Annotated in this window: 20 protein-coding genes and 2 pseudogenes; 5 read left to right on the plus strand and 17 right to left on the minus strand. The window is 73.2% G+C overall.

All coding sequences use genetic code 11. The features are described from left to right. The 15 genes and pseudogenes from IE109_RS02910 to IE109_RS02980 all read right to left on the minus strand — a co-directional run. Positions 1-136 (minus strand): annotated as a pseudogene (locus tag IE109_RS02910) (flavodoxin-dependent (E)-4-hydroxy-3-methylbut-2-enyl-diphosphate synthase); the annotation flags it as partial. A 4-nt stretch (positions 137-140) separates the two neighbouring features. Beyond that, a complete protein-coding gene (hpnH, locus tag IE109_RS02915; RefSeq protein ID WP_189548856.1) occupies positions 141-1,163 on the minus strand; it encodes an adenosyl-hopene transferase HpnH in 1,023 nt (340 codons plus the stop codon). A gap of 5 nt (positions 1,164-1,168) precedes the next feature. Next, entirely contained in the window at positions 1,169-1,798 is a 630-nt protein-coding gene (locus tag IE109_RS02920; protein WP_229890595.1) for a phosphorylase family protein, read from the minus strand. A gap of 80 nt (positions 1,799-1,878) precedes the next feature. Then, the gene (gene shc / locus IE109_RS02925) at positions 1,879-3,927 is read right to left on the minus strand and encodes a squalene--hopene cyclase (RefSeq protein ID WP_189548858.1); all 2,049 of its coding nucleotides are present in this window, start codon (positions 3,925-3,927) and stop codon (positions 1,879-1,881) included. 113 nt (positions 3,928-4,040) lie between these two features. Beyond that, positions 4,041-5,141, minus strand: a complete 1,101-nt coding sequence (locus IE109_RS02930) for a polyprenyl synthetase family protein (protein ID WP_189548859.1) — start codon at positions 5,139-5,141, stop codon at positions 4,041-4,043. Beyond that, on the minus strand, positions 5,138-6,535 hold the full coding sequence (gene hpnE, locus IE109_RS02935; protein ID WP_189548860.1) for a hydroxysqualene dehydroxylase HpnE: 1,398 nt from the start codon (positions 6,533-6,535) through the stop codon (positions 5,138-5,140). Before hpnE ends, IE109_RS02930 begins: the two co-directional genes overlap by 4 nt. 104 nt (positions 6,536-6,639) lie before the next feature. Beyond that, the gene (gene hpnD / locus IE109_RS02940; protein WP_189548861.1) at positions 6,640-7,578 is read right to left on the minus strand and encodes a presqualene diphosphate synthase HpnD; all 939 of its coding nucleotides are present in this window, start codon (positions 7,576-7,578) and stop codon (positions 6,640-6,642) included. Between the two features lie 8 nt (positions 7,579-7,586). After that, a complete protein-coding gene (hpnC, locus tag IE109_RS02945) occupies positions 7,587-8,492 on the minus strand; it encodes a squalene synthase HpnC (protein ID WP_189548862.1) in 906 nt (301 codons plus the stop codon). A gap of 426 nt (positions 8,493-8,918) precedes the next feature. Then, complete coding sequence (locus IE109_RS02950; RefSeq protein ID WP_229890498.1) at positions 8,919-9,731, minus strand: ABC transporter ATP-binding protein; 813 nt, start codon at positions 9,729-9,731, stop codon at positions 8,919-8,921. Next, complete coding sequence (locus IE109_RS02955) at positions 9,724-10,653, minus strand: ABC transporter permease (RefSeq protein WP_189548863.1); 930 nt, start codon at positions 10,651-10,653, stop codon at positions 9,724-9,726. Before IE109_RS02955 ends, IE109_RS02950 begins: the two co-directional genes overlap by 8 nt. A 145-nt stretch (positions 10,654-10,798) precedes the next feature. Beyond that, positions 10,799-11,671 (minus strand): glycosyltransferase family 2 protein, encoded by an 873-nt coding sequence (locus tag IE109_RS02960; RefSeq protein WP_189548864.1) that lies wholly within the window; start codon positions 11,669-11,671, stop codon positions 10,799-10,801. A gap of 5 nt (positions 11,672-11,676) precedes the next feature. Beyond that, the gene (locus tag IE109_RS02965) at positions 11,677-12,456 is read right to left on the minus strand and encodes a CDP-alcohol phosphatidyltransferase family protein (RefSeq protein ID WP_189548865.1); all 780 of its coding nucleotides are present in this window, start codon (positions 12,454-12,456) and stop codon (positions 11,677-11,679) included. After that, positions 12,434-13,495 (minus strand): iron-containing alcohol dehydrogenase family protein, encoded by a 1,062-nt coding sequence (locus IE109_RS02970; RefSeq protein ID WP_189548866.1) that lies wholly within the window; start codon positions 13,493-13,495, stop codon positions 12,434-12,436. Before IE109_RS02970 ends, IE109_RS02965 begins: the two co-directional genes overlap by 23 nt. Continuing rightward, on the minus strand, positions 13,483-14,232 hold the full coding sequence (locus tag IE109_RS02975) for a phosphocholine cytidylyltransferase family protein (protein ID WP_189548867.1): 750 nt from the start codon (positions 14,230-14,232) through the stop codon (positions 13,483-13,485). Before IE109_RS02975 ends, IE109_RS02970 begins: the two co-directional genes overlap by 13 nt. Then, positions 14,229-16,085, minus strand: coding sequence for a DUF5941 domain-containing protein (locus tag IE109_RS02980; RefSeq protein ID WP_189549586.1), 1,857 nt, complete (start codon positions 16,083-16,085; stop codon positions 14,229-14,231). Before IE109_RS02980 ends, IE109_RS02975 begins: the two co-directional genes overlap by 4 nt. A gap of 214 nt (positions 16,086-16,299) precedes the next feature. Here IE109_RS02980 and galE point away from each other — a divergent pair, with 214 nt between their 5' ends. From galE to idi, 4 genes are all read left to right on the plus strand, one after another. Next, complete coding sequence (gene galE, locus IE109_RS02985) at positions 16,300-17,289, plus strand: UDP-glucose 4-epimerase GalE (protein WP_189548868.1); 990 nt, start codon at positions 16,300-16,302, stop codon at positions 17,287-17,289. 219 nt (positions 17,290-17,508) lie between these two features. Continuing rightward, complete coding sequence (locus IE109_RS02990) at positions 17,509-18,453, plus strand: cation diffusion facilitator family transporter (protein WP_189549587.1); 945 nt, start codon at positions 17,509-17,511, stop codon at positions 18,451-18,453. Between the two features lie 200 nt (positions 18,454-18,653). Beyond that, positions 18,654-19,910: a bifunctional class I SAM-dependent methyltransferase/N-acetyltransferase gene (locus tag IE109_RS02995; protein WP_189548869.1), complete on the plus strand. Its 1,257-nt coding sequence runs from the start codon at positions 18,654-18,656 to the stop codon at positions 19,908-19,910. Positions 19,911-20,010: 100 nt separating this feature from the next. Continuing rightward, on the plus strand, positions 20,011-20,604 hold the full coding sequence (gene idi, locus IE109_RS03000; RefSeq protein ID WP_189548870.1) for an isopentenyl-diphosphate Delta-isomerase: 594 nt from the start codon (positions 20,011-20,013) through the stop codon (positions 20,602-20,604). Positions 20,605-20,932: 328 nt separating this feature from the next. On the opposite strand, the pseudogene IE109_RS03005 reads toward idi, so the two are convergent. Further along, positions 20,933-21,418 (minus strand): annotated as a pseudogene (locus IE109_RS03005) (ATP-binding protein); the annotation flags it as partial. 162 nt (positions 21,419-21,580) lie between these two features. Between IE109_RS03005 and IE109_RS03010 the strand changes: the two are divergent. Beyond that, complete coding sequence (locus IE109_RS03010) at positions 21,581-22,327, plus strand: enoyl-CoA hydratase/isomerase family protein (protein WP_189548871.1); 747 nt, start codon at positions 21,581-21,583, stop codon at positions 22,325-22,327. A 94-nt stretch (positions 22,328-22,421) separates the two neighbouring features. On the opposite strand, the gene IE109_RS03015 is transcribed toward IE109_RS03010, so the two are convergent. Then, positions 22,422-22,964 (minus strand): DJ-1/PfpI family protein, encoded by a 543-nt coding sequence (locus IE109_RS03015; RefSeq protein ID WP_189549588.1) that lies wholly within the window; start codon positions 22,962-22,964, stop codon positions 22,422-22,424. Between the last annotated feature and the right edge of the window lie 153 nt (positions 22,965-23,117).

A 23,117-nucleotide genomic window follows, 5' to 3' on the forward strand; every position in this document is an offset into this window, starting at 1 on the left:
TGGTCATCGACTGCACCGACACGGGCGCGTCCCCGCCCACGGCCACCGAGCCGACCTGGATGCGCCGGGACGCGCGGCGCACCGCGATCGGCCGGGGCGGCAGCGCGGGCAGCCCGAGGCCCACGGGTTCCGGCATCACGTCACCCCCCGCTTCCGGAGACCGTCTCGCGGACGGCGCGCAGGGACTCCTTCAGGGAGCCCATGGTGGCGAGGACGGCGGTCGGCTCGTAGCCGCAGTGCGCCATGCAGTTGGCGCAGCGGGGGTCCTTGCCCCGGCCGTACCGGTCCCAGTCGGTCTCCTCGATGAGCTGCCGGTACGTCGGGACGTAGCCGTCGGCCATCAGGTAGCAGGGGCGCTGCCAGCCGAAGAGCGAGTAGTTGGGGATCGCCCACGCGGTGCAGGGGAAGTCGGCCCTGCCCTCCAGGAAGTCCAGGAAGAGCGGGGAGTGGTTCAGCCGCCAGCGTCGCCGGTTGCCGCCGGCGAAGGCCTTCCGGAACAGCTCGCGGGTCTGCTCGACGCCCAGGAAGTGCTCCTGGTCGGGCGCCTTCTCGTAGGCGTACGCGGGCGAGATCATCATCTCGTCGACCTTTAGGTCGTCGTTGAGGAAGTTGAGCACCTCGATGATGGTCTGGGGGGTGTCGGTGTTGAAGAAGGTGGAGTTGGTGGTGACCCGGAAGCCGCGCCGCTGCGCCTCCTTGATGGCCGCCACGGCCTCGTCGAACACGCCCTCCTTGGCGACCGACTCGTCGTGCCGTTCGCGCAGGCCGTCGATGTGCACGGCGAAGGCGAAGTACGGCGAGGGCGTGAACTTCTCGATCTTCTTGCGCAGCAGCAGGGCGTTGGTGCAGAGGAAGACGTACTTCCTCTTGGCCACCAGCTGGCGGACGATCTCGTCGATCTGCGGGTGCATCAGCGGCTCGCCGCCCGCGATGGACACCATCGGCGCACCGGACTCCAGCACGGCTCCGACCGCCTGGGCGACCGGCATGCGCTGTTTGAGCACCCCCGCCGGGTGCTGGATCTTCCCGCAGCCCTCGCAGGCGAGGTTGCAGGCGTAGAGCGGCTCCAGTTCGACGATGAGCGGGAACTTCTTCCGCTTGCGCAGTTTCTGTTCGAAGAGATACGTGCCGACCCGGATGGTCTGGCGAAGCGGCATGGCCATCTGGCTCACCTCCTGGGGAGCAGCAAAGAACGGTGCCAGTCAAAGAAAGCAGGCAATACCGAGCGAAGAACACGGAAGGCAGATATTCCCCCGCGTACCGTGCCGATGCGGACGAGCTCGTGCTCCGGGGCGTCCACGACCACCCGTACGGCCGCAACGGGCCGGGACCGGACGCCCGTGTTGAGCGCGGCGCGCAGGGTGGCGGCGGACTCCATGTCGACCGCGATCGCCCCCGTGCCGCGCAGCTGCGCCCGCTCCTGACCGCGTACGACGTGGTCGGAGCCGCTCAGCGGCCCGGTGTGGACCGTACGTCCGGGAACGGCCCGCTCCAGCGCCTCGACCAGCAGCTCGGTGCCCGTGCAGAGGGTGGATCCGCCGGGGCCCCGGGTCTCGTCGGCGACGACCAGGTCGCCGGGGTGCATGCCCGGCTCCAGTCCGGCGCAGAACCCGGACGCGACGACCGCTGCGCCGCGCAGCTCGCCGCCCTCCAGGGCCCGGGTCACCGCCCGCTGGGCGTTCGCCGGCCCCATGCCCGTACGGATCACCGTCACCGGGCCGGGCGACCCGCTGCCGTGGCGGCGCCGGCCGCTGCTCAGCGCGAGCCGCTCGATACCGAGGGCGCAGGCGATCAGCATCGGCGCGGCGGGCACGGAACCGGCGGCGCCGGGGGCATCAGCGGCGTGCGGGAAGCCGGAAGGCTCCGGTCCGGCCGCCATCAGGCCCCCTTGCCGAGCCGGCCGACCACCGGTTCGCCGTGCAGGTACCGGCCGAGCGCGGTGAGCGGGAAGACCTGCCGGTACAGGTGGTAGTTGATGGAGAAGTCCCAGGGGAAGCCCGTGCCGGTGAAGAACGGCTCGTCCCAGGAGCCGTCCTCCCGCTGGGTCTCCGCGAGCCAGCGGACGCCCCGCTCCACCGCCCCGGACTCCCGCTCGCCGCCCGCCAGCAGGGCGAGGAGCGCCCACGCGGTCTGCGAGGCGGTGGAGGCGCCGTGGCCGATCCACTCCTGCTCCCGGTAGGAGCGCAGGTCCTCGCCCCATCCGCCGTCGGCGTTCTGCACGGACTCCAGCCAGGCGACGGCCCGCCGGATCGCGGGGTGCGAGGTGGGCAGCCCGGCGGCGGTCAGCGCGGGCACCACCGAGCCGGTGCCGTAGACGTAGTTGACGCCCCAGCGCCCGAACCAGGCGCCGCACTCCTCCTGTTCGGCCAGCAGCCAGGCGACGCCCCGGCGGGTACGGGGGTGATGGGCCTTGCCCTCGTGCGCCAGCATCTCCACCACGTGGGCGGTGACGTCGGCGGACGGCGGGTCGATGACCTCGCCGAAGTCGCAGAACGGAAGCCGGTTGGGGAAGGGGCTGGTGTTGTCGGCGTCGAAGGCGCCCCAGGCCCCGTCGCGCGACTGCATGCCGGCGGTCCAGTTGGCGCCGCGCCGCACCGCCGCCTCGACCTGCTCCGGATGCGGGTGCCTGACCCGGCGCAGGGCCAGGATGACCTCGGCGGTGTCGTCGATGTCCGGGTAGTTGTCGTTGTGGAACTCGAACGCCCAGCCACCGGGGGCGAGTCCGGGGCGGCGGACGGCCCAGTCGCCGGGGCGGACGATCTCCTCGCCAAGCATCCAGTCGGCGGCCCTGACGAGCGCCGGGTGGTCGGGGCGCACCCCGGCGTCGGCCAGCGCGATCACGGCCAGGCAGGTGTCCCACACCGGCGACTGGCACGCCTCGATCATGCGGGCGCCGTCCGCGCGCCGTACGGCGAACCGGTCGAGCGACTCCAGGCCGGCGCGCATCACCGGGTGCTCCAGGTCGTAGCCCAGCAGGTGGAGGGCGATGAGCGAGTACACCGCGGGCGGCTGGATGCCGCCCCAGCAGCCGTCGTTCTCCTGCCGCTCGATGATCCAGCGGGACGCGCTGTTCATCGCGGCCCGCCGCAGCCGGCGCGGGGCGACCCGGTGGTACGCGTGCAGCGCCTTGTCGAGCCGCTGGAAGGCGCCCTCCCAGGTGTTCGCCGGAGCGAGCGGCTTCGGCGGGTTGGGCACCCGGACGTCGGTGTGCAGCTCGTCGAGCGGGAACGGCGCGGGGCGCACGGGCCGCTTGGCGGAGACCACGGTCAGCGGCACGATCGTCTGGCGGGCCCAGCAGCCGAAGTCGTAGATGTTGAGCGGGAACCACTTCGGCAGGAAGATCAGCTCCGGCGGCATCTGGGGCAGGTCGTCCCACTTCCACCAGCCGAACAGGGCCAGCCAGATGCGGGTGAAGACGCGGGCGGCGGCGATGCCGCCCCGTTCCCTGATCCAGGCGGCGGCGCGCGCCATGTGCGGCTCGTCGGGCCGGTCGCCGGCCAGGCGGAGCGCGACGTACGCCTCGATGGTGGCGGACAGCTCGCCGGGCCCGCCGTAGAAGGTGGCCCAGGTGCCGTCGTCGCGCTGCTGCCCGCGGATGTGCAGGGCGGCGGCGCCGGTGGTCTCCTCGTCCCGTACGTCGAGGAACTGCCGCAGCAGGAGGTCCTCGGCGTCCATGGTGACGTTGGTCTCCAGGTCGCCCTTCCACCAGCCCTGGGCGTCCTGCCGGGAGAGGAGGTGCTCGATGGAGCGCTGGGCGGCCCGCGCGGCGAGGTCCGCCGTGCCGCGCGCGGCGGGGGCCGGGGGGGCGGTGGTGATTCCGGTGGTGGTGGTCGTTCCGGTGGCGGTGGTCGTTCCGGTGGCGGTTCCGGTGGCCGAGGGCGCGTGGGGCTCCAGGGCCCCGGTGCTTCCGCCGGTCGTCGCTGTCATGGCTTCCCCTTCGTGCAGTTGGCGTCCTGCGGTGCGGGTGGGCCGTCGGCCGGTGCGGTGCACCGGCCGGCGACTAGCGATTCATATGGTGCGGGTGACGGTCCTGATGGTGGTCATCGCTTTCGTACGACGACGAAGTCCGCGAGTGCGGTGAGCTGGGCGCGGACCCGTTCCGGCATGTCGACGCGGTGCAGTGCCTCGATGGCGACGGCGTGCTGGCGGCGGGCCTCCTCCGAGGTCCACTCCCGGCCGCCCGCCTCCTCGATGAGGGCGGCGCGCGTGGCGAACTCCTCCTCGGAGAAGCTGTCCAGGTCCGGGTTCTTGGCGTCGGCGGTGAGCAGTTCCCCGAGGCGCCGGGAGGCCGGCCCGCCGGCGGCGAGGGCGGCGACGACCGGCAGCGACTTCTTGCGCTGGCGCAGGTCGCTCCAGGTCTGCTTGCCGGTGGCCTCCGGGTCGCCCCAGATGCCGAGCAGGTCGTCGACGGCCTGGAAGGCGAGGCCCAGGTGGTGGCCGTACGCCTCCAGGGTGTCGGCGACGCGGTCGTCGGCGCCGCCGAGGACGGCGCCGATGGAGCAGGCGCAGGCGAGCAGGGCGCCGGTCTTGTTGCCCTCCATCTCCAGGCACTCCTCGACGGTGACCCGCTCGCGGTGCTCGTAGGAGATGTCCTGGGCCTGGCCGTCGATGAGCTTGCGGCTGGCGGTGATCAGCCGGCGGGTGGCGCGGCCGGCGTCCACGGTGCCGAGCTCCAGCAGCAGTTCGTTGGCGAGGGCGAACAGCGCGTCGCCGACGAGGATGGCCTGGGCCGGGCCGTGGACCTTCCACACGGTGTCGCGGTGGCGGCGCTGCTCGTCGCCGTCCATGAGGTCGTCGTGCAGCAGGGAGAAGTTGTGCACGAGCTCCACGGCGACCGCGCCGGGGATGCCGACCTCGGGGGCCGCGCCCGCCGCCTCGGCGGACAGCAGGGCGAGGGCCGGGCGGACGGCCTTGCCGCTGTCGCCGTCGGCGGGCCGGCCGTGGGCGTCGATCCAGCCGAAGTGGTAGGCGGCGACGGTGTCCATGGGCGGCGCGAGCCGCCGCACGGCCGTGCGCAGGACCGGGGTGGACATGGTCCGGCCACGCTCCAGCAGTGCGGTGACGTCCGCGGTGTCGACGACCGGGTTCACCGGGGGCACAGTCGGCACGGTCTCTCCTCTGGTTCCAGTACTCAGGCTCATGCCGCCTCCTCGAGCGGATGTACATGGGGGCGGCCGAGCGCCGAGAGGGCCGCGCCCGCGGCGGTGAAGCCGCTGCGGACCGCGCCCTCCATGGTCGCGGGCCAGCCGGTGGCGGTCCACGCGCCGGCCAGGTGGAGGCCCGGCGCGTGGGTGCGGGCGCCGGGCCGCAGCCGGCCGACGCCGGGGGTGGGGGCGAACGTCGCTGTCCGCTCCCGGGTGACGAAGAAGTCCCGGACCTTGGCGCCGCGTGCCGCGGGCAGCAGCCGTTCCAGTTCCGGCAGGTAGCGGTCGCGGAGCACGGAGACGGGTTCGTCGATCTCGTCCCCGGCGGCCGACTGGGACAGCGCCAGGTACTGGCCGTCGGTGTAGCCGGAGGCGTCGGTGCGGTCGAAGACCCACTGGACCGGGGAGCCGAGCGCGGCGAAGAACGGGCGGCGCAGTACCGCGCGGTCGTACAGGACGTGGATGTTGAGGATGGGGGCGGTGCCGATGTCGAGGAGCTTGCCGGGGTCGTCCAGCGCGCCGTGCGGCAGCAGGTCGTGGGCCTCGCGCTGCGGTACGGCGAGGACGACGGTGTCGGCCTCCAGTCGCTCGCCGGGCACGTCCACCACCCAGCGGCCGTGCGGTCCGGGCAGTACGGCCGTGACCTTGGCGCGCAGTTCGGTGCGTACGCCGGCGGCGTCCAGCGCCCGGCGGGCGCGGGTGTCGTGCAGCTCGCCGAGCGGGACGTGCGCCCAGCCGATGTCGGCGGCGCCGGGATCGCTCAGCAGGGCGGTCCTGAAGACCATGGCGGCCAGGCCCATGGAGGAGTGCGGGGCGGTGGCGTTGAGGGTGGCGACGCCGATCAGGTCCCACAGGGCCTCGACGGCGCGGGGCGACTGGCCCTGGCGGGTGAGCCAGGTGGCGAAGTCGATGCCGTCGAGGGCGGGGTCGGCCGGGTCGAGCCTCGCCAGGGCGAGGGCGGCGCGGCCGACGCCCGCGCGCTCGGCGAGCGAGAGGTGCGGGTAGCCGGCGAGGCTCGCGGCGAGGTGCAGCGGCACGGGCAGCGCGGTGCGGCGCAGCCGGCCGAGGCGGGGGCCGCGCGGGTGACCTACGTCGAGGACCGGGACGTCCAGGCGGGGCTGGAGGGGCGCGAGGTGGGCGCCGCCGACGCGTTCGAGGAACCAGCGGTAGGCGGTGCAGCAGCGGAGGTACACGTGCTGGCCGTTGTCGACGGTGAGGTCGCCGCGCTTGAAGGAGAAGGCGAGGCCGCCGAGGCGGGGCCGGCCCTCGAGGAGCGTGACGCGCAGTCCGGAGTCGGCCAGGCGCAGGGCGGCGGTGATGCCGGCGAGGCCGCCGCCGACGACCACGGCGTGGCCCGGTGCGGTGCGGGCCGGGGTCGGCTCGTCGCTCATGCGGTCTCCCGTCGGGTGGTCGCAGTCAGGGACGCGGGGTCGGGGCGGAGGGTTGCGCGCCGATTGTGCCGGTTCGTGGGGCGGGTCGCGGGCATGGTGGTCATCTAGGCGCGCCTCCCGACCCGCTGCCGGGAGACGGTGCGGGCGTCGAGGCCGGACAGGCCGCGGACGGCGACGTACGCCTTCTCGTGGCCGGGGAGGGAGACGCGGCCGCGCAGGACGGCGGCCGGATCGCGTTCGATGCGGTCGAGGAGGCGGCGGTAGATGCCGGCCATGGCGGCGACGCAGGCGCCGCTGCGCCGGTCGAGCAGGGGCAGCAGGCGGTAGCCCTCGGCGAACAGGGCGCGGGCGCGGCGTACTTCGTAGTGGACGAGTCCGGGGAAGTCGGCGCCCGGGGGCGGGGTGGCGCCGCGGAACCCGTCGGAGCAGCCGAACTTGGCGAGGTCGTCGGCGGGCAGGTAGGTGCGTCCGGTGCCGGCGTCCTCGCGGACGTCGCGGAGGATGTTGGTGAGCTGGAGGGCGAGGCCCAGCGTGTCGGCGTACTCGGGGGCGCGGTCCGCGCCGGGCGCCCCCGGGGTCGTGCCGAAGATGGCGAGGGAGAGCCGGCCGATGGCACCGGCCACGCACCGGCAGTACACCTTGAGGTCGTCCCAGGTCTCGTACGTCTCGCCGCGTACGTCCATCAGGACGCCGTCGATGAGTTCGTCGAGGCCGCCGAGGGGCAGCGGGAAGCGGCGGGCGGTGTCGGCGAGCGCGACGGCCACCGGGTCGGTGTCGTCCTCGTCGACCGCGCCCTTGCGGATGCGTTCGAGCAGCTCGCGGGTGGTCGTGAGCCGGTCGGCCTTGGCCTCGGGGGCGAGGCTCCCGTCACCGATGTCGTCGACCCGCCGGGAGAACGCGTACAGCGCCGACATGGCCTGCCGCTTGTCGGCCGGCAGGAGCCGGATGCCGTAGGCGAAGTTGCGGGCCTGCTGTCCGGTGACGGTTTCGCAGTAGCTGTAGGCGGCCGCCACCGGTGCGGAGTTCCCGGTCTGTCCTTCCACGGTCCCGCTCACCCCTCTCCACGCGCTCGGCGCAGCACGGCTCCCACCGAGCGCATCAGGTTCGGCCCGGTGGCCCTGGGCGGTCCGGGGAGTACGTCGTGCCCGGCGGCCGTGATCGCGTCGAGGGCGGCGTGGCCGCCGCCGACGAAGCCGGCGAGGAGCAGCCGGAGCCGGCCGCGGACGCTGCCCACGAGGGGGCGTCCTTCGTCGAGGAGCCGGCGGGTGCGTTCGGCCTCGAAGGCGATGAGGGCGCGCACCGAGGCGCCGCCGCTGGGCCGGGCCAGGTCGGCCTCGGTGACGCGGAACCGCCTCATGTCCTCGGCCGGGAGGTAGATCCGGTCGTGGGCGAGGTCCTCGGCGACGTCCTGGAGGTGCTCGACGATCTGGAGCGCGGTGCAGACCGCGTCGGAGCGGCGCAGGCGCTCGGGGCTGGTGGTGCCGGTGATGCCCAGGACCAGGCGGCCGACGGGGTTGGCGGAGAGCTCGCAGTAGGCGGCGAGGTCGTCGTACGTCTCGTAGCGCCGCACGAGCTGGTCCTGCCGGTTGGCCTCGATCAGGCCGAGGAACGGCTCGGGGGTGAGCCCGTGACGCCGCACCGTGGGCCGGAGGGCGCGCAGCAGCGGGTGGGAGGGGGTGCCGTCGAAGACGCGCCGCAGGTCCGTCTCGAAGGCGTCGAGCAGGGCGAGCCGGTCCGTCTCCCCCTCGGCGCCCAGCAGGCGGGCGTCGGCCCCGCCGGGGGCGAGGTCGCCGTCGCCGATGTCGTCCACGAGCCTGGCGTAGCCGTAGACGGCCATCAGGTCGTCGCGCCAGGCGCGGGGCAGGAAGAAGGGCGCCACGGGGAAGTTCTCGTGGGCGGCCTTGTCGAGCGTGGTGCGCGAGGAGGCGTCGGGGCACACCTGCCGGGTACCTGTCACTGGGGACTGCCCGGCGCGGGGACGGCGGGGCCCTTGCGGAGGCGGGGCTGGGGATTCACCGTCATTGCCGTCACGTCTCCCGTTCTACACTGCCGACCCAATACATCCCATTTCGGACACGCCGCCGGTCCTGTCGACGGGGATACCGCCCCGGTCCGGCGAGGTCCTGGCAATATCGCCCCACATGCCGCGAATCAGGACCGGTACAGCTTACGTTGTACAACGTCCGGGACCGTGCCGGGGTGTCACACGCACGGGAAGAGTCACGCACTTGGCCTCAACAGGCCCATTCGGTACGGGACTTGACCGAAACATGGCATCCGGCGGCAGGGGGTCATCCGCGCGTGCCCGCCGCCGCGCCGCGCCGCCGCGAGGGCCCCCGCCACGCTCCTCGGCGGGGGCCCTCGCGGCGGCGCACGACCGGCACTACCTGCCGGTCTCCTTCTCGTACGCCCTGAGGACCTCGTTCGTGGGGCCGTCCATCAGCAGCTCGCCCTTCTCCAGCCACAGGACGCGGTCGCAGGTGTCCCTGATCGACTTGTTGCTGTGGCTGACCAGGAAGACCGTGCCGGCCTCCTTGCGCAGCTCGCGGATGCGCTGCTCGGAGCGGATCTGGAACTTGCGGTCACCGGTGGCGAGCGCCTCGTCGATCATCAGGACGTCGTGGTTCTTCGCCGCGGCGATGGCGAACCGGAGGCGGGCCCCCATGCCGGAGGAGTACGTCCGCATCGGGAGGGTGATGAAGTCGCCCTTCTCGTTGATGCCGGAGAAGTCGACGATGTCCTGGTAGCGCTCCCGGATCTCCTCGCGCGACATGCCCATGGCGAGCCCGCCCAGGATCACGTTGCGCTCACCGGTCAGGTCGCCCATCAGAGCCGCGTTCACGCCCAGCAGCGAGGGCTGGCCGTCGGTGTAGACCTTGCCCTTCTCCGTGGGCAGCAGGCCCGCGATGGCACGCAGCAGGGTCGACTTGCCGGAGCCGTTGGTGCCGATGAGGCCGATGGCCTCGCCCCGGTACGCGGTGAAGGACACCCCGCGCACCGCGTGCACCTTGCGTACGCCGCGGGACTCGCCCCGGTCGCGGCGGATTATCCGGCTGAGCGCGGCGGTGGCGCTGCCCTTGCCGCCCCCGCCGCCGTTGACCCGGTACACGATGTGCACGTCGTCGGCGATGACGGTGGGGATCCGCGCGCCGTCGGCGGCGGCGGTCGCGGTCACGTCCTCGGTGTGCTCAGCCACGTCCGTACCGCTCCTCTGCCTTCCAGAAGTACACGAAGCCGGCGGCCCCGACCAGGACGGCCCACAGCAGCGCGGCCACCCAGACGTGGGAGGGCAGGTTCTCCGTGCCGTACCCGTCGATCAGTGCGAACCGGATGAGGTCCATGTAGATGGCCGCCGGGTTGTACATCAGTACGTCGGCGATCCAGGCCGGCTTGTCCTTGAGCATGATCGGGATCGAGAACATGACGCCCGAGCCGTACATCCAGGTGCGCATGACGAAGGGCATCAGCTGCGCGAGGTCGGGGGTCTTGCTGCCGAGCCTGGCCATGATCAGCGAGAGGCCGACGTTGAACAGGAACTGCAACGCCAGCGCCGGGAGGATCAGCAGCCAGGAGAGCGAGGGGTAGCTGCCGAACACCGCCGCGATGACGAACAGCACGATCATCGAGAACAGCAGCTGCTGGAGCTGCTGCAACGCGAAGGAGATGGGCAGGGAGGCACGCGGGAAGTGCAGCGCCCGGACCAGCCCCAGGTTGCCGGAGATCGCCCGCACGCCGGACATGACGGACGTCTGCGTGAACATGAACACGAAGACACCCGTCACCAGGAACGGGATGTAGACCTCCTTGTCCATGCCCCGGCCGGCGTTCAGGATCAGGCCGAAGATCAGGAAGTAGACCGCCGCGTTCAGCAGCGGCGTCGCCACCTGCCAGAGCTGGCCCAGCTTGGCCTGGCTGTACTGGGCCGTGAGCTTCGCCTGGGAGAAGGCCAGGATGAAGTGACGGCGTCCCCACAGCTGCCGGACGTACTCGGCCAGACCGGGCCGGGCCCCGCTGACCGACAGACCGTACTTGGCGGCCAGTTCCGCCGGGGACAGGCCCGCGTCCGCGGATGGCGGGGCGGTCACGGCGATCGCTCCGTCGTGGGTTGTCTCACTCACAAGTTGAAACTTTCGTGTCCGAGATGCGCGGCAGTGGGGGGCGGGCGGGTCAGGTGGCGGCCGGGCCCCGGGTGCCCCGTGCTTGTCGGTGACGAGCACGTCGGCGACGTGCTGTCGGTGACGAGCTTGTCAGATTCCGAGCTTGTCAGATGACGGGTGGGCGGCCCAGTCGCGTCAGGCGCCACACCGTACGCCACCGCATCGGCCGGCGCGGCCCGCACGGGGACGTCCAGCCCTCCCTGAACCCGCCGAACCAGGCCCTGAGCGCCGGCACCGAGGGGCGCCGCGCCAGGGTGAGCAGCAGCCAGACCCCGAGGTACACCGGCACCAGCGGCGCGGGCAGGTTCCGGCGGGCCAGCCAGACCCGGTTGCGGGCGATCATGCGGTGGTAGACGGCGTGCCGGGAGGGGGCGGTCGTCGGGTGGAAGAGCACCATGTCCGCGCGGTAGTCGATCATCCAGCCGGCGTCGAGCGCCCGCCAGGCGAGATCGGTCTCCTCGTGCGCGTAGAAGAACTCGTCCGGCAACCCGCCCACCTCGGCGAACACCTTCGTGCGGACCGCGTTGGCCCCGCCGAGGAAGGTCGTCACCCGCGACGAGCGCATGGGGTCCGAGGCCCGCAGCCGCGGCACGTGCCGGCGCTGGGTGACGCCGGTGTCCGGGTCGGCGATCCGGAAGCTGATGATGCCCAGTTCCGGGTCGGCCGTGAACGCCTGGCGGACCAGCTCGGCGGTGTCCTTGTGGGGCAGCAGACCGTCGTCGTCGAGGAACAGCAGGGCGTCCACGTCCGTGCCGCCGGGGCCGAACGCCTCGATGCCGGCGTTGCGGCCGCCCGGGATGCCCAGGTTCTCCGGGAGGTCGATCGTGCGTACGCCGTCGGGGACGCCCGTGACGGGGGCGCCGTTGCCGACGACGACGATCTCGACCGGGTCGCCGTCCTGCGCGCGGACCGACTCGACGAGCGCCCGGAGGTCGTCCGGGCGGTTGCCCATGGTGATGATGACGGCGCCGAGCCTCATGGCGCTCACCTCAGCCTGCTGGAGACGAGGATCGACACCAGGTGCAGCACCGTCTGGAGCAGCGCGATGCCGGCCAGCACGGCGACGCCCAGGCGGGAGAAGAACAGGTCGTCCCGGACCGTGTCCAGGACCGCCAGCACCACGATGAGCAGCGACGCCTCGATGCCGAGGACGAGCCGGTGGAACTTCAGCGCCGCGGCGGCCCTGCGGGCCAGCGCCATGCCGGACGAGCGCGGCTCGGCGGCCGACTCCTTGACCGGGGGCAGGCCGCCCTGGTGGCGGGCGACGCCGACCAGGTCGGTCTCGGCCTTGATCAGGATGGCGCCGAGCGCGGCGAGGGTGCCGAGGAAGGCCCACAGCCAGTCGATCCGGCCGCTGCCCCACAGGTCCGCGGCGCGCAGGCCGAAACCGACGAGCACGGCCGCGTCGCACAGGTAGGCGCCCACCCGGTCCAGGTAGACCCCGCCGAGCGAGAACTGCTTCTTCCAGCGGGCGACCTCGCCGTCCACGCAGTCGAGCAGCAGGTAGAGCTGGACCATGAGCGCGCCGAGCAGCGCGCCGGGGATGCCCGGGATCAGCAGGGCCGGGGCAGCGAGGACGCCCGCGACGGTCATCACGTACGTGAGCTGGTTCGGGGTGACCCGCGTGGTGACCAGGAGACGGGTGATGCGCAGCGAGATCTCGCGCATGTAGAGGCGGCCGCCCCAGTGTTCGCCGCTGCGACGGTCCTTCACTCCCGCCGGATGGACGACCGGGCGGAGTTCAGCTACGGATGGTCTTGGCATAGTCGGCGTACGCGTCCCTGATCTGGTCGGTGGACAGGTCGAGGTGCTCGAGGATGGTGAAGCGCCCGGGGCGGGTCTGCGGTGCGTACTCCACGGCTCCGACGAACTCCTCGGGGGAGAACCCGATCTCCTCGGGCAGCACCGGCAGGCCGTGCCGGCGCAGGGCCTCGGCGAAGAGCCCCGACTCCTCGCGGGCGCCGCGCAGGTGCATCGCGAAGGCGGCGCCGAGCCCGACCTGCTCCCCGTGGAGCGCGGAGCGCGCCGGGTGCAGCAGGTCGAAGGCGTGGGAGATCTCGTGGCAGGCACCCGACGCGGGCCGGGTGTCACCGCTGATCGACATGGCGATGCCGGTCAGGACGAGGGCCTCGGCCAGCACGATGAGGAACTCGTCGTCCGCGACCGTTCCCGGGTGGCGCAGCACCGCCTCGCCGGCGGTGCGGGCCATGGCGGCGGCCAGGCCGTCCACCTGCTCGCCGGTGTGCCGGTGGGACAGTTCCCAGTCGGCGATGGCCGAGATGTTGGAGATCGCGTCGCCGATGCCGGAGCGGACGAACCGCGCCGGGGCCTCCCGGATCACATCGAGGTCGATGACCATGGCGATCGGCGAGGGGACGCCGTAGGAGCCGCGGCCGTTGTCGTTGTCGAGGGTGGAGACCGGTGAGCAGATGCCGTCGTGCGACAGGTTGGTCGCGACCGACACCATAGGCACGCCGACCCGCGCCGCGGCGTACTTCGCCACGTCGATGATCTTGCCGCCGCCGAGGCCGACCACGGCGTCGTAGCGCTTGCCCTTGATGGCGTCGGCGAGGCGCACGGCGGAATCGATGCTGCCGTCCTCGACCGCGTACCAGTCGGCGTCGGGGAGCAGCGGCGCGAGCTTCTCGCGCAGCGCCCGGCCCGAGCCGTTGCTGATCGCCACGGCGAGCTTGCCGGAGGCGGAGATCCGCTGGTCGGCGAGGAGACCGGCCAGGTCGTCCATCGCCCCGCAGCTGATGTCGACGACCACCGGCGACGGGATGAGCCGGGTCAGTACAGGCACGCGATCTCACGGCCCTTCGCGAGGTCGTCGTGGTTGTCGATCTCGACCCACTTGACGTCGCCGATGGGCGCCACGTCGATCCGGAAGCCGCGGTGGACGAGCTCCTGGTAGCCGTCCTCGTAGTAGAGGTCCGGGTCGCGCTCGAAGGTGGCCTTCAGCGCGTCCGCGAGGTCCTCGGCGGCCTCGGGCTCGATGAGGGTGACGCCGATGTACTCGCCGGTGGCGTCGGCGGGGTCCATCAGCTTGGTGATGCGGCGCACGCCCTGGCCGTCGGCGGTGATGACCTTCATCTCCTCGTCGGCGAGGCTCTTCACCGTGTCGAGGGCGAGGATGACGCGCCGGCCCTCGCCCCGGGCGGCGAGCAGGGTCTCCTCGACGGACACCGGGTGCACGGTGTCGCCGTTGGCGAGGATGACGCCCCGCTTCAGGACCTCACGGGCGCACCACAGGGAGTAGGCGTTGTTCCACTCCTCGGCCTTGTCGTTGTCGATCAGGGTGAGCTTCAGGCCGTAGCGCGCCTGGAGCTCGTCCTTGCGGGCGTAGACCGCTTCCTTGCGGTAGCCGACGACGATGGCGGCCTCGGTGAGTCCCACGGCGGCGAAGTTGGCGAGGGTCAGGTCGAGGACCGTCTTCGAGCCGTCTCCCGCGGGGTCGACCGGCACGAGGGCCTTCGGGAGCGTCTCGGTGTAGGGGCGCAGACGCCGTCCGGCACCGGCTGCGAGTACGAGGCCGATCATGCGGGTTCTCCTTCGTCGTGTACTGCGGGCGCTCCGGAGGACACCCAGAAGCGGACGGACTCCACGAGCACGACCAGCGCGACGGCCACCGCGAGGGCGGTGAGCGCGACGGTGAAGTGGCTCCCGGCCGCCAGGACCGCGGCGAGGGCCGCCACCACCAGCGTGCGGCCCTCGTGGCCGCCGATCGTCCGCACCAGCCACGCGGGCGGCGCGCCCGTACCGCCGCGGATGCGGTAGACCGTGTCGTAGTGATGGTAGGCGACCGCCGCGACCAGGCCGAATGCGGCGGGCAGCGCGTGGGGGGCGTCCGAGCGGGCGGCCAGGACCAGGAGGGTGAGGTACTCGGCGGCCCGGAGGACGGGCGGGACGAGCCAGTCGAGGGAGCCCTTGAGCGGGCGGGCCACGGCGATGCCGGACGTCAGCGCGTAGCCGAGGGCGGCGAGCGCCGGCCAGGGCCCGTCGAGCGGGGCGAGCGCGGCGGTGGTGACGACGGCGGCGGCGCCCACCAGGGCGGTGGGGGCCGGGAACGTCCGGGGCGCCTTCCGGGCGAGCGCGGCCACGGCCCGGGCGAGCGGGCCGGAGTCGGCGAGGTCGGCCAGGGCGCCGGCGGCCCGGTCGGTGCGGCGGGCCTTGCGGGTCAGCGACCGCAGGAGCCGGCCGGCGGTGGTGTAGCAGGCGGCGAAGGCGCAGCCGATCAGCAGGGCCCAGAAGACGACGCGGGGGGTGGTGGCCGCCGTCAGGACGGCGATCATGGCCCAGCGTTCGCCGATGGGCAGGACTATCATCCGGCGCACCCAGACCGTCCAGCCCCGGCTGTCGAGTTTGTCCGACAGGGCGGCGGTGGGGCTGGTGTTCGCGGTGGCGTCGTGGTTGGCCTCGTTGAAGGAGAAGTCCACGACGTGCCGGCAGGTCTGCAGGACCATCGCACCGAGGGCCAGCGCCCATACGTCGTCGCCGCCGCGGGCGGCGCCGAGTGCGAGGCCGGCGTAGTAGGCGTACTCCTTGGCCCGGTCGAAGGTGGCGTCCAGCCAGGCGCCCATCGTGGAGTACTGCAGCGAGTAGCGGGCGAGCTGGCCGTCGGTGCAGTCCAGGACGAAGGAGAGGAGCAGCAGCAGCCCGGCGGCGACGAAGCCGCCGCGCGTCCCGGTCGCCGCGCACCCGGCCGCGACGAGCGCGGTGAGCAGGGAGGCGGTGGTGACCTGGTTCGGGGTGAGGCCCCGGCGGGCGCACCAGCGGGCGATGTAGCGCGAGTACGGGCTGACGAAGAAGGTGGTGAAGAAGCCGTCACGCGCCTTCACGGCGGAGCGGAGGCGTACGGCCTCGTCGTCGACGGCTTCGACCGCGTCCCGCGTCTCCTTGCGGCTCTGCGGGTCGGCGGGTACGGCGGCGACCAGCGACCCGAGTTCGGGCCGCTGCACCGGGACCCCGTCGGCCGCCAGCGCCTCGGCCAGCCGGTCCGGCAGTGTCCACGGCCGTCCGGCGCCCGGCCGGGCGGGCGGGCCGGGGGTGGCCGGGGCGGGGGCGGCGGGCGGGGTGCGGGTGGCCGGGGTGGCGGACGTCACGGCGGTCAGCGCGCGGGCCAGCGCGGGGCGGGCCTCCGGCCGGGCCGTGAGGGCGCCGGGGGCGGCGGCGGCCGGGAAGCGGGGGTCCGTCAGGGCGAGGCGCAGCGCGTGGACGTGGCCCACGAAGCGCGGGTCGACGACCGCGACGCGCTCCGCGGCCGGGACGGCGGCGAGCAAGGCGGCGGTCTCCCGCTCGTCGGCGGCGGTCCGGACGTCGAAGCCCAGCGACCGCAGATCGCCCTCGAGCGGCGATCCGGGTACCGGAGGACCGGTGAGGATGGCGGTCGACAGACGAACTCACTCCTTGGAGCTGATCAGGGCTGGTGCACGGCGGCTCGGCCCGTCGCGGGCGGCGGCACGTCGGCAGAGGCTATCGGATGAACGGAGGCGCGAGTTCATCGAGGTTTCCCGGCGCCCGGCGGCCGTCCGCCGGGACGCGATCATCATGGTCGATGGGCCCCTCGCCCCACAAACCACGGATGGGCGACCGCTTAGGCTGGCGGTCATGACGTGGTTGATCACAGGCGGTACGGGATATATCGGCGCTCATGTGGCCCGGGCGATGACGCAGGCGGGCGAGCGGGTCGTCGTCCTGGACGACGTCTCCTCGGGCGTCCCGGAGCGGCTGCCGGACGGCGTCCGGCTGGTCCGCGGTTCGCTGGCCGACCGGGATCTCGTGGACCGGACCCTGGCCGGTCACGGGGTGACCGGTGTGGTGCATCTCGCGGCGAAGAAGCAGGTCGGGGAGTCGGTCGAGCAGCCTCTGCGCTACTACCGGGAGAACGTGCACGGGCTGACCGTGCTGCTGGAGGCCGTGGTGGCCGCCGGGGTGAAGCGGTTCCTCTTCTCCTCCTCGGCCGCCGTGTACGGCGTACCGGACGCGGAGCTGATCGACGAGGACACCCCTGCGGTGCCGATCAACCCCTACGGCGAGACGAAGCTGGCCGGTGAGTGGCTGGTGCGGGCGACCGGCCGGGCGCACGGCATGGCGACCGCGTGCCTGCGCTACTTCAACGTGGCCGGGGCCGTACGGCCCGAGCTGGCGGACACGGGCGTGTTCAACATCATTCCGATGTTCTTCGACCGGATCACCCGGGGCGAGGCTCCCCGGATCTTCGGGGACGACTACCCGACGCCGGACGGCACCTGCGTGCGCGACTACATCCATGTCGCCGACGTCGCCGACGCGCACCTCGCCGTGGCGCGGCGGCTGGAGGGGCGCGAGGGCGACCTGACCCTGAACGTCGGCCGCGGCGAGGGCGTGTCCGTGCGGCAGCTGGCCGACCTGGTGGCGGAGGTCACCGGCCACGGCCTGGAGCCGGTGGTGGAGGCACGGCGGCCGGGCGACGCGGCCCGGGCGGTGGCGTCGGTCGGCCGGATCACCGAGGAGCTGGGCTGGAGCGCCTCCCTCGGGGTGCGCGAGATGGTCGAGTCGGCGTGGGAGGGCTGGTGCCTGCGCCATCCCGAGGCACGGGCGGCCGTCCCGTCGCACTGACCGCCGCGTCCCGTCGAGCGCCACGACCGCCGGTCGCCGCGCGTCGCCGCCCGGCGTCGCGCGCCCGCCGGCCGCCGCGTCCGGCTGATCGCCGCACTGCCTGACCAGGGGACATCACCGCAGGTCAGGGCATATGACAACGGTGTTCAGTACCGGCTTGCGGATACCCCCCACCCGTAGTTCACTGGCCGGTGTCGTCGATCAGCGGGAGGCATGACGATGGGGGCAGGGCACGACCACGGGCACGGACACGGCCACGGCGGTCCACCGCCGACGGGGACCGCGGCCGCCGCCTACAGGGGACGGCTGCGGATCGCGCTCACGATCACCCTCGCGGTCATGGTGGCCGAGATCGTCGGCGGCGTCGTCGCCGACTCGCTCGCGCTGATCGCCGACGCCGCGCACATGGCGACCGACGCCGTCGGCCTCGCCATGGCGCTGCTGGCCATCCACTTCGCGGGCCGTCCGGCCGACCAGCGGCGTACCTTCGGCTTCGCACGGGCCGAGATCCTGGCCGCGCTGGCCAACTGCCTGCTGCTGCTCGGTGTGGGCGGCTACCTGCTGTTCGAGGCGGTGCAGCGGTTCATCACGCCGGCCGAGACCAGGGGCGGGGTGGCGATCGCCTTCGCCCTGTTCGGCCTGGTCGCGAACATGGTCTCGCTCTCCCTGCTCGTACGCGGGCAGCGCGAGAGCCTGAACGTGCGCGGCGCGTACCTGGAGGTGCTGGCGGACGCCCTGGGCTCGGTGACGGTTCTGATCGCGGCCGGCATCATCCTGGCCACCGGCTGGCAGGCGGCCGACCCGATCGCGTCCCTGGTGATCGGCCTGATGATCGTCCCGCGCACGCTGAAGCTGCTGCGGGAGACGCTCGACGTGCTGCTGGAGGCGGCCCCCAAGGGCGTGGACATGGCCGAGGTACGGGCGCACATACTCGCCCTGCCGGGCGTGCAGGACGTGCACGACCTGCACGCGTGGACCATCACGTCCGGGATGCCGGTGCTGTCGGCGCACGTCGTGGTGCACCAGGAGGCCCTCGACTCGGTGGGTCACGAGAAGCTGCTGCACGAGCTCCAGGGATGCCTCGGCGACCACTTCGACGTCGAGCACTGCACCTTCCAGCTGGAGCCGAGCGGCCATGCCGCGCACGAACGGCTCTGTCACTGACCGCTGCTAGGGTTGATCCCCGCAACGTCGTCCGTTCCGACGTGCGCCGTGCCCTGTGAGAGGAGATGAGGTCGATGACCGTCGCGGTGACGGCTGCCCCGCGCAGCACCCGGTCCAGCATCGACTTCGGCTTCCGGGTTCCTGGCTGACCCGCACTCCACCGTCGGCCGGGGCCCGCTCACACCAAAGGGTCTCCCACGTTGTCCGACAACGCTCCGTACGACGCCTTCTTCGCCCTGCACCACGGTCTCCCGCGGCAGGGCCCCGGTTCCGACGACACCACCCGCAGGCTCCTGTCGCTCGCGACGCTCGCCGGCCCGCTGCCCGTCCGGCCGCGCGTGCTCGACCTGGGCTGCGGCCCCGGCCGGTCCGCGCTGCTGCTCGCCGCGGAGGCCGGCGCGGACGTGACGGCCGTCGATCTGCACGAACCGTTCCTGACCGAGCTGCGGCGGGCCGCCGACGCCCGCGGGCTCGGTGACGCCGTCCACGCCGTGCGGGCCGACATGGGCCGGCTCCCCCACCCCGACGGGTCGTTCGACCTGGTGTGGGCGGAGAGCTCGGCGTACTCGATCGGCTTCGACCACGCGCTGCGCTCCTGGCGCCGGCTCCTCTCCCCCGGCGGGACGCTGGTCGTCACCGAGTGCGCGTGGACGGTCGGCGACCCGAGCCCGGCTGCGCGGGCCTTCTGGGACCGGCACTACGCGCTGCGCGGTACCGCGGCCAATGTGGCGGCGGCGGTCGGCGCCGGCTACCACGTGGCCGGTACCTACCGGCAGCCCGAGAGCGACTGGGACGAGTACTACGGGCCGCTCGCCGAGCGGGCCGACGCCGCCGACCCGGCCGTGCCCGGCATGGCCGAGGCGCTCGCCGCCACCCGCGAGGAGATCGCGATGCGCCGCGAGCACGGCGCGGAGTACGACTACACCGGTTACGTCCTGCGTCCCGCCGACCCCCGGTGGCGTACCGGGCCCGGCACGGACGCGGACCTCGCGGCGGTGCGGGCGGTCAACGCCGCCGCGTTCGCGAGGGACGCGGAGGCGGAGCTGGTGGACCGGCTGCGTGAGGACCCCTCCGCCTGGCTGCCGGGCCTGTCGTACGTCGCCGAGGCTGCGGACGGCTCGGTCGCCGCGTACGCGCTGATCACCCGGTGCCGGGTGGGGGACGCGCCGGCAGCGGCCCTGGCGCCGGTCGCGGTGGCGCCGGCGTACCAGCGGCAGGGCGCCGGGCAGGCGGTGGTGCGCGCGGTCCTGGACGCGGCCCGGCTGGCCGGCGAGCGGCTGGTGCTGGTGCTCGGTCATCCGGAGTATTACCCGAGGTTCGGTTTCACGCCGGCTTCCCGGTACGGAATCCGGCCCTCCTTCGACGTGCCGGACGAGGCGATGATGGCGCTCGACCTGGACGGTTCCGGAAAGGTACCGCAGGGCACGATTCACTATCCGCGTGCGTTCGGCGTCTGATCCGACATTACGGGTGCGCGTCGTCGTGTGCCGACAAGCGGCTTTTGTACGGCAGACTGAGCCGTGCCCACAGGGCCGAGAACCGAAGCGAAGGATGGTTATGCCGACCACACCAGCCACCGCGGCGAACAGCTCGTCGAACGGGACCGCGCCGTCGATCATGCTCGAACTGGTCGACGAGAACGGCACCACCATCGGCACCGCGGAGAAGCTGGCCGCCCACCAGGCACCCGGGCAACTGCACCGGGCGTTCTCGGTGTTCCTCTTCGACGAGGAGGGGCGGCTGCTGCTCCAGCGTCGGGCGCTGGGGAAGTACCACTCCCCCGGCGTCTGGTCGAACACCTGTTGCGGGCATCCGTATCCGGGTGAGGCGCCGTTCGCGGCGGCCGCCCGGCGCGTCCACGAGGAACTCGGGGTGTCGCCGTCGCTGCTCGCCGAGGCGGGTACGGTCCGCTACAACCACCCGGACCCCGAGTCGGGGCTGGTCGAGCAGGAGTACAACCACCTCTTCGTGGGGATGGTCCAGGCTCCGCTGCGGCCGGATCCGGCGGAGGTGGAGGAGACGGCGTTCGTGACGGCGCGTGAGCTCAGCGAACGGCACGCGTCCGCGCCGTTCTCCGCCTGGTTCATGACGGTGCTGGACGCGGCGCGTCCGGCGGTCAAGGAGCTGACAGGGGAGACCGGGGGCTGGTGACCGCCGGTCCGTCCGGCCCGGCCGGCCCCTCGGCTCCCGGGGGGCCGGCCGGTACCGGCGGCTCGGCCCGCGGTGCGGGGGGCGGGAGTGGCGCGGCGGGCGGACGCGGCAGGGGGGACGGGAGCGGGGTGGGGAGCTGGAGTGACGCGCCGGGCTGGAGCGGTCCGGGGGGCTGGAGTGACGCGCCGGGCTGGAGCGGTCCGGGGGGCTGGAGTGACGCGCCGGGCTGGAGCGGTCCGGGGGGCTGGAGTGACGCGCCGGGCTGGAGCGGTCCGGGGGGCTGGAGCGTCACGGCGGATGGCGGTGGTGCGGGCGGCCCGGGGGCCGCCGCGGGTCTCAGCGGCAGCGCGGCCCAGATGATCTTTCCTCCGCTCGCGGTGTGCTCCACGTCGCACTCCCCGCCCGCCTCCCGCGTGACCTCCCGCACCAGCAGCAGGCCGCGTCCGCCCGTCCGGCCGTGGTCGGCCTCCAGCGCCTTGGGCCGGTACGGGTGCGCGTCCTCGACCGACACCCGGATCCACTCCGCCCCGATCGCGACCTCCACCGCGAGTTCGGGTGAGAGCAGGGCCGCGTGCCGCACGGCGTTGGTCACCAGTTCCGAGACGATCAGGAGCAGCGCGTGGGCGACGTCGTCGTCCACGGGCACGCCTTGACGTTTCAGCAGATCCCGTACCGCACGCCTGGCCTGCGGCACGGACACATCGACGGCGGGAGCGGTGAACCGCCACACCCCTTCGTGCGAGAAGGGCCGGGGCGGGACGCCCCCGCGGCTCTCCGTCGTCCGGTTTCCACCCTCATGCTCGATTGTCGCCACGTTGTCGAGTGTTGGGACCGCGTGCCACCCCTCAGGAGCACTGACCAGAAGTCGGCGGCTTTTCGAAGAGTGGCGACCGTTCCTGTGCAACGACATCGCACGTTCGACCGTTCCCGCCCCTTTCTGATAGAGCGCCGGGTCGGGCCGGATAGCATCCGGCGCATGGAGCAGCCGCAGCTGGAACAGTCCGTCGCGGACGGTGTCGCCACCGTCGTCATCAGCAACCCCGCCAAGCGCAACGCGATGACGGCCGGGATGTGGCGCGCGCTGCCCGGACTGCTCGACTCGCTGGCCGCCGACCCGCGCGTGCGGGTCCTGGTGCTGACCGGCGCGGGGACCACCTTCTGCGCCGGCGCCGACATCGCGTCGCTGCGCGAGCCGGGTGACGAGCAGCAGTCCCTCGCCGTGCGGGCCGAGGAGGCCCTGGCGGCCTTCCCCAAGCCGACGCTCGCCGCCGTCCGGGGCTACTGCGTCGGTGGCGGCAGCCAGCTCGCGGCCGCCTGTGACCTGCGGTTCGCCGAGGAGGGGGCGCTCTTCGGCATCACGCCGGCGAAGCTCGGCATCGTCTATCCGTCGTCCTCCACGCGGCGGCTGGTGTCGCTGGTGGGGCCGTCGGCCGCCAAGTACCTGCTCTTCTCGGGCGAGCTCGTCGACACGGCACGCGCGCTGCGCACCGGTCTGGTGGACGAGGTGCTGCCGGCGGGGGGTCTGGGCGAGCGGGTCGCCGAGTTCACCCGCGTGCTGGTCTCCCGCTCCCTGCTCACCCAGGCGGCCGCGAAGGAGTTCGCGGCCGGCCGCACCGACCGGGACGCGTACTGGGCGGAGCAGGCGCGTGGCAGCGGCGACACCACGGAGGGCGTGGCCGCCTTCCTGGAGCGGCGGGCGCCGCGCTTCACCTACGGGGTGTGACCCCGCGCGGACCCCGGCCGGTCTTCCGGGCCCCGCCCGGTCAGGCGTGGCCACGGGTCCGGCGCGGTCCGAGGCCGGGCGGGGCTCGGGCCGGTCAGCCGGCGGCCGGCGGGCGGCTCGCCGCGGCGCGCCAGAACGCGACGATCTCGGCCGGGGCCTTGTCCGGGGAGCCCGCGTCGTACGGGGGCCGCGGGTCGTACTCGGTGAGGAGCTGCACGGTCTGGGCATGGCGGTCGCCCGCGATCCGGCCGACCAGGTGCAGGCCCATGTCGATGCCGGACGAGACGCCGGCGGCCGTGACGTACTTCCCGTCGAGGACGACCCGCTCCCCCGTCGGTTCGGCTCCGTGCTCCTTGAGCTCGTCCATCGCGAGCCAGTGGGTCGTGGCGCGCCGGCCGTCCAGCAGTCCGGCCCGGGCGAGCAGGACCGCGCCGGTGCAGACCGACACCAGGCGCTCGGCGCGCGGGGCGTGGACGCGCAGCCAGCCGACCAGGCGCGGATCGGGGTCGCGGGTGCCGTCCCCGCCGGGGACCAGCAGGGTGTGCGGGCGGGGGGCGTCGGCCAGCGAACCGTCGGCGGCCAGCCGCAGGCCGCTTCCGGTGCGGACGGGCGCTCCGTCGAGCGAGGCGGTGCGGATCGGGTACGGGGCGGGGGCGGCCGTCCTGGTGGGCCCCCGCGAACACCTCCACCGGTCCGGTGACGTCCAGGCTCTGCACGCCGTCGAAGAGGACGACGAGTACGGGTCGCTGCGTCATGCCCCTCATCCCTCGGGCGCGGCTCGATGGCCGCA

Origin of the sequence: Streptomyces lavendofoliae, from assembly GCF_014649735.1 — a bacterium.
Lineage (GTDB): Bacteria > Actinomycetota > Actinomycetes > Streptomycetales > Streptomycetaceae > Streptomyces > Streptomyces lavendofoliae.

What these genes read in the sequence shown, in the direction of transcription:
- idi (WP_189548870.1), top strand. Translation starts at nt 20,011, where the DNA reads ATGCCGACCACACCAGCCACCGCGGCGAACAGCTCGTCGAACGGGACC.
- IE109_RS02920 (WP_229890595.1), bottom strand. Translation starts at nt 1,798, where the DNA reads ATGCTGATCGCCTGCGCCCTCGGTATCGAGCGGCTCGCGCTGAGCAGC.
- IE109_RS02930 (WP_189548859.1), bottom strand. Translation starts at nt 5,141, where the DNA reads ATGAGCCTGAGTACTGGAACCAGAGGAGAGACCGTGCCGACTGTGCCC.
- IE109_RS02975 (WP_189548867.1), bottom strand. Translation starts at nt 14,232, where the DNA reads ATGATCGGCCTCGTACTCGCAGCCGGTGCCGGACGGCGTCTGCGCCCC.
- IE109_RS02960 (WP_189548864.1), bottom strand. Translation starts at nt 11,671, where the DNA reads ATGAGGCTCGGCGCCGTCATCATCACCATGGGCAACCGCCCGGACGAC.
- galE (WP_189548868.1), top strand. Translation starts at nt 16,300, where the DNA reads ATGACGTGGTTGATCACAGGCGGTACGGGATATATCGGCGCTCATGTG.
- hpnH (WP_189548856.1), bottom strand. Translation starts at nt 1,163, where the DNA reads ATGGCCATGCCGCTTCGCCAGACCATCCGGGTCGGCACGTATCTCTTC.
- hpnE (WP_189548860.1), bottom strand. Translation starts at nt 6,535, where the DNA reads ATGAGCGACGAGCCGACCCCGGCCCGCACCGCACCGGGCCACGCCGTG.
- IE109_RS03010 (WP_189548871.1), top strand. Translation starts at nt 21,581, where the DNA reads ATGGAGCAGCCGCAGCTGGAACAGTCCGTCGCGGACGGTGTCGCCACC.
- shc (WP_189548858.1), bottom strand. Translation starts at nt 3,927, where the DNA reads ATGACAGCGACGACCGGCGGAAGCACCGGGGCCCTGGAGCCCCACGCG.
- IE109_RS02990 (WP_189549587.1), top strand. Translation starts at nt 17,509, where the DNA reads ATGGGGGCAGGGCACGACCACGGGCACGGACACGGCCACGGCGGTCCA.
- IE109_RS02965 (WP_189548865.1), bottom strand. Translation starts at nt 12,456, where the DNA reads ATGCCAAGACCATCCGTAGCTGAACTCCGCCCGGTCGTCCATCCGGCG.